This is a genomic window from Salmonella sp. SJTUF15581 (genome assembly GCF_043356775.1).
GTDB lineage: Bacteria > Pseudomonadota > Gammaproteobacteria > Enterobacterales > Enterobacteriaceae > Salmonella > Salmonella enterica.
This window is the reverse complement of sequence record NZ_JBEUJY010000001.1, coordinates 471,631-484,790: the sequence shown is the minus strand read 5'-3', so window position 1 is coordinate 484,790 and position 13,160 is coordinate 471,631. Positions and strand designations below refer to the sequence as shown.

Genomic DNA, 13,160 nt, shown 5'->3' with positions numbered 1-13,160 from the left:
TTTCATGTACACCTTACTTACTCATTTTAATCTGAGGTTAAATTCAGAAACGACATAAAAATAATATTCAAAACTTGCTTAGAAAGTAGAGGTTGTTTTTCTGGGCGTATCGTACCAATATCGGAGTTATCATTATGAGTTCTGTCATTGAGGATACCCAGCCTTCCGGGTCAGCATCATTGTCTTTACTACAGCGTATTAGCTACGGCTCTTTGGATGTGGCGGGTAATCTGCTGTACTGCTTCGGTTCAACGTACATTTTATATTTCTACACAGACGTTGCGGGCATTAGCCTTGCCGTAGCAGGCGTTATCCTGCTGCTGGCGCGTATTATCGATGGCATAGACGCCCCCATATGGGGGATCATCATCGATAAAACGCGTTCACGCTACGGTAAATGTCGTCCCTGGTTTTTATGGTTACCGCTGCCTTTTGCGGTATTCAGCGCGCTGTCATTTTGGTCTCCTGATATCAGTATGACAGGAAAAGCCATCTATGCAGCAATATCTTATATGATTGCCAGCATTCTATTTACCGGACTTAATACACCACTCAGTGCAATATTACCCCTGATGACCTTATCTCCCAAGGAAAGACTGGTTTTAAATTCCTGGCGAATGACCGGTGGGCAAATTGGGGTTTTATTAATGAACGCGACCGCCTTGCCGTTAGTCGCTTTTTTAGGTAACGGTGATGATCACGCTGGTTTTATTTATACGGCAATTACGTTTGCCATTATATCCTGCGCGCTAACGCTCTTTGCGTTTAAAAACATTCGTGAAATGGATACGGATAAAATACAGCATGAACCTAAGTTGCCGATGAAAAAAAGTTTCGCGGCGATGAAAGGTAACTGGCCGTGGATCCTGATGGTGCTGGCTAATCTGATCTTCTGGATTGCCCTACAGCAGCGCAACACGACCATTGTCTATTATCTGACCTACAACCTCGACCGTAAAGATCTGGTACCGCTGATTAACAGCCTGGCGACGATTCAGATCCTGTTTATCATCGCTATCCCCTTCTTTAGCAAATACCTGGCTAAAACCTGGATATGGGTAGGCGGTCTGCTGGTCGCCACGTTTGGCGGCGTCATGATGTGGCTGGCAGCGGACAACATTACTTTCCTCATCGCCGCCTGGATACTCGGCAATATCGGCAGCGGTATCGCCTGCTCAATGCCGTTTGCCATGCTGGGCTTCGCCGTTGATTTTGGCGCCTGGAAGACCGGTATTAAGGCTACCGGCATTCTTATCGCCTTCGGCAGTACCTTCTGCATCAAGATGGGTAGTGGCCTCGGCACCGCTTTCGCCGCCTGGATCATGAACAGTTTTGGCTATGTCCCCAACCATGCCCAGAGTGCTGCGGGTCTGGAGGGCATTATCTGGGCCTTTATCTGGGCACCCGCCCTACTCTTCGCGCTCGCAGCGATCCCACTACTTTTCTTTCGCAAATACGAAGCGATGGAAGAGAAGATTCGCCACGATCTGGAAACCGTCAACTCATAACGTTCTTTACCTTCACCCTCGAATATGGGAGGCACCACCATGCCATTTATGCAACAAGACCCGCGTCGTCTGGTCTGGCAGCAAAACGATCGCTATTTATGGATTGAACCCTGGGGCGAGAACAGCCTGCGCGTACGCAGCGGCCGTCATCTGCCGGTAATGAGAAATGAAGACTGGGCATTGACTGAGCCAGTCGCAGAAAGCCAGTGCCACATTGATTATGAGCACCACCAGGCAACGCTGACCAACGGCAAAATTATCGCTATCGTCAATCAAAAAGGACAGGTTACCTTTTACCGCCATCCACACAAACCCCTGTTGCAGGAGTTCTGGCGCCTGCGGGGCGAAATTGGCGAGGATGAATCATCTCACGGCCAGTACGTCAGCGCACTCAACCTTGAGGGACGCGAGTTCCGCCCTATTCCGGGTGGGAAATATTCACTGAAAGCCCGCTTCGAAGCCACCGAAGGGGAAAAAATTTATGGTATGGGGCAGTATCAACAGGCCAACCTGGATCTCAAAGGATGCGTGCTTGAGCTGGCGCAACGTAACTCCCAGGCCTCAGTACCGTTTATGCTCTCCAGTCTGGGCTACGGATTTTTATGGAACAACCCGGCAGTCGGACGCGTAACCTTTGCCCAAAACGTTACTGAATGGGAAGCGCAGGTCAGCGAACAGTTAGACTACTGGATCACGGCTGGCGATACCCCGGCAGAAATTAGCCGGGCTTACGCGCTGGCTACCGGCACGCCGCCGATGATGCCGGACTACGCCATGGGCTTCTGGCAGTGCAAACTCCGTTATCGTACGCAGGAAGAGCTGCTGGAGGTCGCCCGCGAATATAAGCGCCGCAATCTGCCTATCTCAGTGATCGTAATCGACTTCTTTCACTGGCCGAATCAGGGTGACTGGATGTTCGATGCGCGCGACTGGCCCGATCCTGATGCCATGATTGCCGAGCTGAAATCGCTGGGAATTGAGCTGATGGTCTCCGTCTGGCCGACGGTGGATAACCGTACCGAAAGCTATCGGGAGATGCGCGAAAACGGCTGGCTGGTACAAACGGAACGTGGCTTGCCGATCAATATGGATTTCCTCGGCAATACCACTTACTTTGATGCGACTCATCCGGGCGCGCGCGACTACGTCTGGGGCAAAGCCAAACGCAACTATTACGATAAAGGCGTGAAGTTATTCTGGTTAGATGAAGCCGAACCTGAGTTCAGCGTTTACGACTACGACAACTATCGCTACCATGCCGGGCCGGTACTGGAAGTGGGCAATATCTACCCACGTATGTACGCTAAAACCTTTTTTGACGGCATGAAAGCCGATGGCGAAGACCAGGTTATCAACCTGCTACGCTGCGCCTGGGCCGGCAGTCAGAAGTTCGGCGCACTGGTCTGGTCAGGTGATATTCACTCCTCGTTTAGATCGCTGCGCAACCAGTTTGCTGCCGGACTCAATATGGGAATCGCGGGGATACCGTGGTGGACGACGGATATCGGCGGTTTTCATGGCGGTAATATTCACGACCCGAAATTCCATGAATTGCTGATTCGCTGGTTCCAGTGGGGCGTCTTTAGCCCGGTGATGCGTCTGCACGGCAACCGCGATCCGCAGATTTTACCCGCACAACCGTATCGGGATGGTATCGCCCAGTGCCCTACAGGTGCGCCGAACGAGGTCTGGAGCTACGGTGAGGAAGTATGCGAGGTACTGACAGGTTGCCTGGCGTTGCGAGAAAAACTCAAGCCCTATATCAAAGCGCTGATGGAGGAAACCCATAAGCACAATACGCCAGTGATGCGCCCCCTGTTCTTTGAATTCCCCGAACAGGAAACAAGTTGGGCAATCACCGACCAGTATTGTTTTGGTCCTGACCTGCTGATCGCCCCCGTCATGCATGAAGGTATGCGCGAGCGTGATGTCTGGCTACCAGAAGGGGAAACATGGACGGATCTTGCGACCGGTGAAAGCTATTCAGGAGGGCAGACGCTGCATTACGCTACGCCACTGAACAGAATTCCGGTGTTTATCCGCGAAGGTGGGCAGTACCGTAGCCTGCTGAACTTGTAGAATGATTCCGGCTGCGGGTTAATACCGCAGCCGGAAGTATTACAGTAGGTACGTCTACTGTAGTTTAAACAACGCCGAGTAGTCCGCATTGCAAATACGCTGCACCGCCGGATGCTGGATCATTCTCTCGGCAAAAATCGCATGATATTCTTCCATGACATTCTCCACGCGCCCAATCTCTATTACCGACTCATCGGCATAAAAATCCAGCGAATAAAGGCTCGGCGCCACAAAAATCGCATCGTGCGTCGCGCCAAACGCCTTCATTAAGGCCGCGTCATCAAATTCACCGAGGATCTCAACCTGCAACCCCTGCGAATTAAACCAGTTCAACAACTTACGCCCCAGCATCGAGCGCCGTCCCGGCACCAGCAAACGTCGCTCTTCCAGGCAGGCAGGGAACGCTTTTTCAGGAAGCGGATTCGTACACCAGAAACTGACGCTGCATTCGCCGATTTTGACTGAGAATAGCCCCTCCTGCTGCGTGGAATCTATCGGGCAGTCGGAGATAATCATATCCAGCTTGTGCTGGCTGAGCTGTTCGAGCAACATTTCGTGCGTGGACTCGAAGCAACGCAGATGTATGGGTTCGTCCACCACCACCGCCGCATCCAGAACGCTGCTGACCAGACGCTTGGATAAAGCATCGGCGACGCCGACATCAAACAACAGGTTTGATTCTTTGCGGTAATTGACGATATCCAGCATCTCCTGGCTTAGCGTAAACATTTTGTCCGCATAGCGAAAAACCAGCTCGCCCAGTTCGCTGGGTTCAAGACCGCGTCCCTTACGTTTAAATAGCTTCCCCTGTAAACGCTCTTCCAGAGCTTTAATTTGACCAGTAATGGTTTGCGGCGTCAGAAAAAGCGCCTCTGCGGCACCCACGACAGAACCTTCTTTATAGACATGCCAGAAGTAATAAAGATGGTTGTAGTTAATATGAGACATGCTCATTCCTCTCCCTGTTCAATGTCGCAAGGGAGCGATACATCGCTCCCCCTTTCCTTCGTACTGGTTATGCTGGCGCGTTCAAACGCGCGCGCAACCAGCTATACCCCACCACTGCGGAGAGCAATGAACCAATCAAAATGCCCAATTTCGCCCAGTTAATAAGTTCCGGATCGACATTGCCAAATGCCAGGCTGGCGATAAAGATGGACATCGTAAAGCCAATGCCACACAAAATGCCGACCGCCATGATTTGCTGATAAGTGGTCCCCTGCGGCAGATGCGCCAGCTTGAAACGCAGCGCCAGCCAGCAAAACAGGCTAATCCCCAGCGGCTTACCAATCAGCAGACCGGCAATAATTCCCAACGGCAGCATGGAGGTCAGACCGTCAATCGTGACGCCCTGAAGAGAAACGCCAGCATTCGCAAAAGCGAAGAGCGGCAGGATCAGGTACGCGACCCACGGGTGCAGAACATGCTCCAGACGCTTCGCCGGCGAGCGACCGTGTTTTTCTTTCAGCGGAATAAAGAAACCGACAATGACGCCTGCCAGCGTCGCGTGAACGCCGGACTTCAGTACCGCCGTCCACAGCACTGCCCCGACCAGAATATATACCCCTGTCCGTCTGACGCCGCACAGGTTCAGCAGCGCCAGCACGGCAATCGCGAACGCCGCCACGCCCAGCGAGACGATAGAAAGATCGCTGGTATAAAACAGTGCGATAATAACGATGGCGCCGAGATCATCGATGATCGCCAGCGCCATCAGGAATATTTTCAGCGCCAGCGGAACCCGGCTGCCCAACAGCGCCAGCACGCCCAGCGCAAAGGCGATATCCGTCGCGGCAGGAATAGCCCAGCCCTCGCGAGTGACCGGATCGGAGTAATTAAAGGCCAGATAGAGCAATGCCGGTACAATCATCCCGCCGATGGCGGCAATCACCGGAAAAGCAGCCTGGCGCAGACTGGCTAACGAGCCTTGCATCAGTTCGCGCTTAACTTCCAGGCCAATCAACAGGAAAAACACGGCCATCAGCGCATCGTTGATCCACAGCAGCATGTTTTTGTTGATTTCAAGCGCCCCAACCCGTAGCTGAACCGGCGTCTCCAGAAAATCATGATACCATCCACTGGTCGCGCCCATATTGGCCATCAGCATAGCCAGCGCAGCGGCGATGATGAGAATGATGCCCCCAGAGGCATCGCTGCTAAAAAATCGGTGCAGATGTTTCACTTTTTATTCTCTCAATCAGGTGAATTCTTCGAATCTACTATCTTACCTCGCCTGACTCATCGTTAAAATTAGATTATATATGATGAATAGCTCGTTTTTTACGAAATGAAGTCCGACTTACGCCGGACCTTTTTAGTGCAGTCAGTCATTGATGATAGACCGCTACGCGTACAGATCCATTTTATACACCCGGAAACTGGTAATATCGTAGCGATAGCCTTCCCCGTTCGTTTCCGCGTTTTTGTAGTAACCTGACGTCATGGTCGCTTCAAAAAGCACGGTTTTCTCCGTAGGCGCAATCTCCTGTAAAATTAGCAGCCCCATCGCCTCGCTGCCCGCCTGCGGATCGATAATATCGCTCTCGCCAGGCTGGCAAGAGATGGCGCGGCCATAAGCGGATTAAGAATAATCAGCGCATTTTGTACTGTATTACTTTCTGTAATCTGGCTGAGGCTGTGCTCATAAATCGCCGTATGGTTGAGCACCATCGCATTTTGCTTATCAAGCCTCTGATTGACGGCAAGACACGGGGCAGGAAGCGTATTCTTTTGATGTTTGAACGGCCCCATGCTCTCTCCAGTATATCGTTGTCGTTCCTTGCTGGAACAACGAAATAGATACGCTGGAGAGGGTTGGGCTGATAATCAAAAGCCATCGACTCAGCTCTATCACACGGCATGCGATGCGTTATCCGACCTTACGGGATTGATTATATTCATACTTCAGATAATCCAGCGTTGCCGTCACATTTGCCGGTGACAGACGATTAAGCTGCGCCAAAAAAGGATGCGCATACAGATAATTAATGAACGCCGTCGCGCCTTGTAACGTAGCATAACGTTGCTGGGTAATTTTTTTATTACCGGTGAGATTACACACCGCCATAGCATAATCGCGGGTAGAAAAAGTACGCCAGACATTGTTACGGATACCGCCGCTTAAAAACAGGCGTGGCGGAATATCTTTTTGCAGCGGCGTCGTACCGCGTTCTTTGACAAATGAAATATGGCAACGGCCCTGATGGACATGCGGCATATTCGCCATCATGCATCCCCCCAGAATAAAGCATTCATGATCGAGGTAATGCTGAACGTTTAAGGAGCGTTCGTCCGTCAGCATCCGCACCAGTTCAAAATGGCGGTAGGCAGGCAACACCGGCTTTACGATCATTCCGGAGTCATTCTTATATAACGAGGCCGGGCCGTAATCGATATCAAATAAAGTTTCGCGGCGCGCTGTAATCGCTTCCTTACGTTGCACCATATGCGCCAGCGTTCCCGGAGGTAGCCGTTCTTCATAATACGACTGATACTGCCAGGCTTTATCCAGCGGCTGTGCTGAATAATTTGACGAAATCGCCACCACCCTTCCGCTTTGTTCTTCTGCCGTCACCAGAACATACAGGCTGCTGTCTCCACCGTTATAGTTCACCCGGAAAGCGCGGGTGCTGAGTGCGATATCGAAGGCCGGAAACTGCTGGCATCGCTCGGCAAGGTTTGCATTACGGGATAGTTTAAACAGCGCCCGGTTAAGGCCTGTGCTGTCTAATTTCAGCTGTGAGCGGATCCCGGCAAGCGACGTCCCTTCCTCAATTAGGGTTGCCAGCTCGTCCTGTCGGCAATCGCTTTTTGCCTTTTCGGGGACGATGAACGTTTTCCGACACTGACTACACGCCATGCGGTGTTCGCCCTGAGTCGAGAAGCCGTATTTCTTTAATGAGGTGCTGCCGCAGGCAGGACACTGTTTGACCAGGCCTTTCCATCCCCGGTTTACCGTGTGGCGAAAAAGATTTAACGCCCCAGCGGAAATAACAGGAAACAGGAAACCACATTCCCGACAAAGAACATCTTTTCCCTGGCGGACATAATCCGGACTGTTCAACACGCCCAGATTTTTACATCCCGGCGTTTTACAGCAGTCCACATTAATATTGGCAAACATGCGTTCCTCCTTGAGCATTACTTAAAAAAAACAGACCGGATCTCCGCCGGTGACAGGTTATTTACGTAAAGGGTTTTCATCGCTTTCATCATCGGCGCGGTATGAGAGAAAAAGCACTGATAGCCGGCACAAAGATAGTTTTGCTTCATCGGTCCGCAAGCCGAAGGCAAAAAGCGGTGTTTAGGGCAACCGCCATAACAGGCGAATTGCCACGGGCAGGTATGGCATTCCTGCGCCATCGTGCGGCTTTTATCGAGACCAAACTGCTGGTTTTTCGCGCTATTATTCATCTGACGCAGCGGCGTGTCGTTAATATTGCCGAGCTTATATTGCGGGTAAACGAAATGATCGCAGTTATACACATCGCCATTCATTTCCATTGCAAAAGCGCTACCGCAAACGGGCGCAAAAACGCAAACCTGAGGGGGGAGTCCACACCATGCCGCCAGCGTTTGTTCAAAGAGTTGAATGCCGATATCACCAATATCTTCGCGGATCCAGATATCAAAAATGGCATTCAGGAACTTTCCAAACTGTAATCCGTCCACTGACCAGGGGGTTACTGCAGTTTGCTCGTCCTGCGGATGCGCCAGCATTCCGTCTTTATTTGCTGCTCTTTCCACTAGCGGAATAAACTGCATATAGCGGCTGCCGATAGATTTCAGATACGCATAAACCCGCTGTGGGTGCAGCATATTGCTCTGACTCACCACCGTGAGAGTATTAAATTCAACGCCATGACTCGCCAGGCATTTTATCGCCTGTTCAACTTTATGATGGGTAGGTTGCCCTGCGCGAGTTACCCGCCATTCGTCGTGCAGCGCCGCATCGCCATCAATCGAAATACCAACCAGAAAGTCATGCGCCCTGAAGAATCTCGCCCATTCATCATCAATCAGAATGCCATTGGTCTGAAAAGTATTAACGATGGCTTTTCCATTAGCATAACGTTGCTGGAGCGCTACCGCCTGGCGGTAAAATGGCAGCCCCATCAGCGTCGGTTCCCCACCCTGCCACGCAAAAATCACTTCATCCACATCCTGCGCCGCAATATGCTGTTGCACAAACAACGCCAGCGTTTCTTCCGTCATCTTGTAATGGTTTTTTCTATCGGGATAGAGCATTTCCTTTTCCAGATAGAAGCAATATTTACAATCAAGATTACACACCGACCCGGTCGGTTTGATCATTACCTGACAGCTTTTCCGTTGCATATTTTCCGTATCCCTAAAATAAAAGAACCTGACTCAGCACGAGGGCGCTGAATCAGGCGGGCAGAGCCCTAAGTGGCATACTTAATTTTTTATAATTATCCTTTTAGCCCCAGGTCACCGGCGTTGGTTTGTCGCCACGGGCTTTCATTAATGAGTCGTTATCGATGTCCTGTTTCATTTTCAGGAACTTGCCATACAGCTGTTTTTCAATTTCAGGCTGTTTGCCAATTTGGTTCAGCGTTTCGAACCGATCTTTTTTCAGGTTATAGAGATATTTAGGTTTATTCTGGCGATCGATGATCATCTTCCAGTCGCCGTCGCGGATCGCCCATTCATCGGTCGGATCATCCTGGAACGGCATATCAATACCGAAGATCAGCGGCTTATTACGTTTTAACGTTTTCTGCTCCAACAGCGGAACCAGCGATTGCCCGTCGTATGTACGATCAGTAGGCAGTTTGAAATCCATCATGTTCGCCAGCGTCGGCATCCAGTCCAGACCATACACCGGCGTATCGGTAACGACGCCCTGTGGAATGTGTTTACCGTATTTGATAATTGCCGGAACGCGAATACCGCCTTCCCACAGGTTATCTTTACGTCCGCGCAGACCGTCAGTCTCGCCTGCGAGGTTCAGCTCGTAGACTTTACGCGCTTCACGCGTCACTGGGCCGTTATCACTGGTGAAGATGACAATGGTATTATCTTCTTCCCCCATCGCTTTAATTTTATCCAGTACTTTACCGACTTGCGCATCCATATAGCTGATATTGGCGTAATATTCACCGGTACCGCGCCACGGTTTATCCGCCCAGTCGCCGTAGAACAGATCGGGATGCTGCTTCTGGTATTCGCTCATGTATTGTGAATACATATCGAGGTATTTTTTCGGCGAGGCCAGCGGGCTGTGAACTTCCGTAAAGGCAACGTATAAGAAGAACGGTTTGTCGTCTTTCTTGTTATCTAGCCAGTTCACCACTTCAGAACTGACAAATTCGCCGCTGATGCTATCGGCACGATCAATATGTTTGCCGTTACGCATCCAGCCGGTTGGGTGGACGACGCCGTAACGCGGGCGCTCTTTGGCATTATCCAGCGTAGCATCGGTCACAAAGCCAGCCGGGTTCACCAGAGAGTAATCAAAACCTAACTCTTTCGGCTGCGGCTGATCGGTACGATCGCCCCCGGCGTTGAGATGCAGTTTACCCATCATCGCGGTATCGTAACCCTGCTGTTTCAGCAGATTGGCTATGGTCAATTCGTTACGTCCAATAGAAACATTAGTACCTTCAGGGATCCAGGAGCGTACACCGGTGCGGAAGGGCATACGGCCTGTTAACATCCCGGCGTGGGAAGGAGAACACAAAGGAGCCGGCGCATAGTATTCAGTGAATTTGACCCCTTCTTTCGCCAGGCGGTCAATATTCGGGGTTTTCACTATCTGGTGACCGTAAGTCGCCAAATCACCATAGCCAAGATCATCTGCCACAATAAAAACTAAGTTCGGGCGTTTTTCGGCAGCCGCGTGCACGACAGATAACGTACTTGTCGCACAAAGCGCCAGTCCAATCATGCTGGCAATGACTGTTTTTTTCATTTCAACTCCTTTGATTTTATTTAAAATGAATATCCGACCATATAAATCATCTGGTCTCCATATCCGTCATAACCTAGTTTGTTCGCGAAATAACGATATGTCACAGTAGCTTTCCAGCGGGGATAAAATTTCCATGCCAGTGTTAATCCACCATTTAATCCATTTCGACCGAATTGCTGCTCCGTATAAGCGTCATTTCTATCTAGTTCGATTTCATTCCAGTCAGATAAAACAAAATCTTCACCAAATAAATTAAAATTATAGGCTGCAGTCCAGCCAATAACATAGCCATTCCAGCCGCTTGTCTGCCCATATTTCTGCGAGACATAATCACCAGATTGATTATGCAGACCAATATAGGGTTTGAAGAACCCCCAACTCCCGCTCCAACCTAAATACCCCGCTCCATAAAACATATCGAGGTCATCGCCCCATGAGTTATCCCATTGACCATATATCTTACCGAAGAAAGTATAATCTGAATCAAAGAGTCGTACATGAGTCATGGCAGAAACAGTATGATTTCTTCCAGCAACAGCGTGATTTAACACGTTGCTTTCAATAAATGAATAGAATTCTGCCTCTTTGAAATTGACACCAAAGTCAGCAGTTACTTTCCACACCTCCCCACGATGTACATTGACGAATCCACTATTCCAGTCAGCATAACCGGCATTAATTGATCCAAATGAATTCTTATATTCCAGTGCATGTACAGAATGGCTAAAAACAGTAGATATTGTAAGTAAGAGACTAAATAATACTGTTCGCTTTATCAGAGACATTGAATATATTTCCCATAGTTATATTTTATTCATCAATGAATATGTTTTACTCCGGTGTCGAAGTTTAACCAAATCTAGTTATAGAATAGTGATATAAATCTCACATCACGCAGGATAAAAGTATTTAAAAATAATGTGTCGAGAAATGTTTTTTTATAAAAAATAACTCAATGTTTATTATTAAATCAACACTTCATCTTTTTAGGTCATACCGCAGATTTAGTGTTGTACTAAGCTTTACCTTTTGGATAACTGATAGCAAAGATTGATGTGATTTGCCCCGCTGTTCCGTAACTCAGGGGGTGATCCGAACGGTCATTTCCCCCTCAGGAGTGCAACTCTATCGCTGTAAGCAATACCTGAAAACCTGCCAGCACAGCCATCACAACAACGGTGCCCTCCATCACACCATTATTGATATGACGATGATTACCTGCTCGGCGATGTTCTGAGTATGTATCCTTTTACTAACGACGTAATGAACGTGGAAATTAGCGGTAAAGATCTGAAGGCGATGATGTCTCATGCAGCCGATCCGAAGAACGGCATGCTGCATGTGTCGAAAACGGCCAAATTCAAACACTACAACACAAAACCGCTGGGACAGCGTATTGTCGAATTTGATATCAAAGGTAAACAGGTCGCAGACAAGTCATTCAGTACCGTCGCGCTGACTCCTTTATCGGTAAAGGCCGTGGCGGATTTGACTTCACGAAAGGTAAAAATGTCAAAGGCATTAAAGGGCTGTAAACCTCGCAGGCAATTGCTGATTATATGGAACATATCAATAACATCGTTCCGGATCACACCATGCGTGTTGACGACATCAGTAAATAAAACAACTCTCATGCGGTCGTTACCCGGTGGCGGCAGATTGATATTATCTTCGCGGAAACGGTAATTACCGTTGTCAAAAACCAGAAACTCCACGATACCCGGTTCGCTGCTTTCAACTCAGACACCAGGATAAAGGCTTAACGGCGCGGTGCCATAAGGATTAAGGTAATAACGGCATGTGTATATGTATTGTCCTCACGAATTTGGTCGAGGAGCTGTTGGTATATGGCGTTATGGTTTTGCACCATCGCGTTATCGGTATCAATTTTCTGATTCATCGGCGCTCTTGGTGCAGGCATGGCGAGTGAGGACTGTTGGTTTACGTACATAATGCTCTCCAGACTATACGTTATGAGACTTCTGCAATGCAGAGGCAATTTCTCTGCCCGTCCAACGTAATATTCCGAAGATGTTCAGCATAGTTATCATGTATAACGCCATAACAAAAAAAAATCATAAAAATATTTTATATCGCCATCTACTCATAAAATTTCATCCTGAGAAAGCAAGTCATCATCGAATATTTATTTAGTTCTTTTTACCTATATCCTATAGCATCCATAAGACCGACCAATAGGCCGAAATAAAAGTTACACCAGATAACATAAATTATCATTCAAGCACATAAAAAATGCTTAACCTAAAATCATAGCACCACTTAATAAAATTAATCATAAACGGTGGCAAAATATTATTTTTATGTCCTTTTTTGTAACTAACCGCATTTTCAAATTAATGAATCACAACAGACAATTCTCATCAACTGAATAAAAAATAATGACATACATATTATTTACCGCTCAAAAACATGGTTTGAGAATCCTTAAACGACGCGTTATATGCATACCCATTAAATATTGATAAAACAGAATCAACATGCTTATAGAAAGAACACAAAAACAATAACACAATAACATTTATTTCACGTAAACAATTTAGCCAATTTAATGACAGTTGATTTTTCAGGCCTGTCGCCCCAACCTATCCTTGCTCATAGCATAGCGGACACGTTGCAAC

10 protein-coding genes and 3 pseudogenes are annotated in these 13,160 nt (G+C 48.5%); 4 read left to right on the top strand and 9 right to left on the bottom strand.

Going from position 1 to position 13,160, the window contains the following annotated elements; genetic code table 11:
* Positions 1-134: 134 nt before the first annotated feature.
* Both ABVN36_RS02340 and ABVN36_RS02335 read left to right on the top strand, forming a co-directional pair.
* Entirely contained in the window at positions 135-1,508 is a 1,374-nt protein-coding gene (locus tag ABVN36_RS02340; protein ID WP_000099989.1) for an MFS transporter, read from the top strand.
* Between the two features lie 39 nt (positions 1,509-1,547).
* The gene (locus ABVN36_RS02335) at positions 1,548-3,587 is read left to right on the top strand and encodes a TIM-barrel domain-containing protein (RefSeq protein ID WP_001116438.1); all 2,040 of its coding nucleotides are present in this window, start codon (positions 1,548-1,550) and stop codon (positions 3,585-3,587) included.
* A 54-nt stretch (positions 3,588-3,641) separates the two neighbouring features.
* Here ABVN36_RS02335 and nhaR read toward each other — a convergent pair whose 3' ends face one another.
* The 8 genes and pseudogenes from nhaR to ABVN36_RS02295 all read right to left on the bottom strand — a co-directional run bounded on the left by nhaR (position 3,642) and on the right by ABVN36_RS02295 (position 11,306).
* Positions 3,642-4,541, bottom strand: coding sequence for a transcriptional activator NhaR (nhaR, locus tag ABVN36_RS02330; RefSeq protein WP_000062872.1), 900 nt, complete (start codon positions 4,539-4,541; stop codon positions 3,642-3,644).
* A gap of 61 nt (positions 4,542-4,602) precedes the next feature.
* Positions 4,603-5,769, bottom strand: a complete 1,167-nt coding sequence (gene nhaA / locus ABVN36_RS02325; protein WP_000681340.1) for a Na+/H+ antiporter NhaA — start codon at positions 5,767-5,769, stop codon at positions 4,603-4,605.
* Between the two features lie 162 nt (positions 5,770-5,931).
* Positions 5,932-6,159: pseudogene (locus ABVN36_RS02320) on the bottom strand (arylsulfatase); the annotation flags it as partial.
* Positions 6,081-6,338 carry a hypothetical protein gene (locus ABVN36_RS02315; RefSeq protein WP_000528983.1) on the bottom strand — a complete coding sequence of 86 codons (258 nt, stop codon included), beginning with the start codon at positions 6,336-6,338 and terminating at the stop codon, positions 6,081-6,083. The gene ABVN36_RS02315 and the pseudogene ABVN36_RS02320, both read right to left, overlap by 79 nt.
* Positions 6,339-6,456: 118 nt before the next feature.
* Complete coding sequence (locus ABVN36_RS02310) at positions 6,457-7,710, bottom strand: hypothetical protein (RefSeq protein ID WP_000457885.1); 1,254 nt, start codon at positions 7,708-7,710, stop codon at positions 6,457-6,459.
* Between the two features lie 17 nt (positions 7,711-7,727).
* Positions 7,728-8,924, bottom strand: coding sequence for an anaerobic sulfatase maturase (locus ABVN36_RS02305; RefSeq protein ID WP_001519625.1), 1,197 nt, complete (start codon positions 8,922-8,924; stop codon positions 7,728-7,730).
* Between the two features lie 103 nt (positions 8,925-9,027).
* Positions 9,028-10,521: a sulfatase gene (locus ABVN36_RS02300; protein WP_241648198.1), complete on the bottom strand. Its 1,494-nt coding sequence runs from the start codon at positions 10,519-10,521 to the stop codon at positions 9,028-9,030.
* A gap of 20 nt (positions 10,522-10,541) precedes the next feature.
* On the bottom strand, positions 10,542-11,306 hold the full coding sequence (locus ABVN36_RS02295; RefSeq protein ID WP_000052612.1) for an outer membrane protein OmpK: 765 nt from the start codon (positions 11,304-11,306) through the stop codon (positions 10,542-10,544).
* Between the two features lie 255 nt (positions 11,307-11,561).
* Here ABVN36_RS02295 and ABVN36_RS02290 point away from each other — a divergent pair.
* Both ABVN36_RS02290 and ABVN36_RS02285 read left to right on the top strand, forming a co-directional pair.
* Positions 11,562-11,734 (top strand): annotated as a pseudogene (locus tag ABVN36_RS02290) (IS1 family transposase); the annotation flags it as partial.
* A gap of 11 nt (positions 11,735-11,745) precedes the next feature.
* Positions 11,746-12,143 (top strand): annotated as a pseudogene (locus tag ABVN36_RS02285) (5'-nucleotidase C-terminal domain-containing protein); the annotation flags it as partial.
* Positions 12,144-12,280: 137 nt separating this feature from the next.
* Here ABVN36_RS02285 and ABVN36_RS02280 read toward each other — a convergent pair.
* The gene (locus ABVN36_RS02280; protein WP_023138580.1) at positions 12,281-12,472 is read right to left on the bottom strand and encodes a hypothetical protein; all 192 of its coding nucleotides are present in this window, start codon (positions 12,470-12,472) and stop codon (positions 12,281-12,283) included.
* Positions 12,473-13,160 lie beyond the last annotated feature (688 nt).

Coding starts and splice junctions, on each gene's coding strand:
- ABVN36_RS02340 (WP_000099989.1), top strand. CDS start 135: ATGAGTTCTGTCATTGAGGATACCCAGCCTTCCGGGTCAGCATCATTG.
- ABVN36_RS02315 (WP_000528983.1), bottom strand. CDS start 6,338: ATGGGGCCGTTCAAACATCAAAAGAATACGCTTCCTGCCCCGTGTCTT.
- ABVN36_RS02295 (WP_000052612.1), bottom strand. CDS start 11,306: ATGTCTCTGATAAAGCGAACAGTATTATTTAGTCTCTTACTTACAATA.
- ABVN36_RS02300 (WP_241648198.1), bottom strand. CDS start 10,521: ATGAAAAAAACAGTCATTGCCAGCATGATTGGACTGGCGCTTTGTGCG.
- ABVN36_RS02280 (WP_023138580.1), bottom strand. CDS start 12,472: ATGTACGTAAACCAACAGTCCTCACTCGCCATGCCTGCACCAAGAGCG.
- ABVN36_RS02310 (WP_000457885.1), bottom strand. CDS start 7,710: ATGTTTGCCAATATTAATGTGGACTGCTGTAAAACGCCGGGATGTAAA.
- ABVN36_RS02335 (WP_001116438.1), top strand. CDS start 1,548: ATGCCATTTATGCAACAAGACCCGCGTCGTCTGGTCTGGCAGCAAAAC.
- nhaR (WP_000062872.1), bottom strand. CDS start 4,541: ATGAGCATGTCTCATATTAACTACAACCATCTTTATTACTTCTGGCAT.
- ABVN36_RS02305 (WP_001519625.1), bottom strand. CDS start 8,924: ATGCAACGGAAAAGCTGTCAGGTAATGATCAAACCGACCGGGTCGGTG.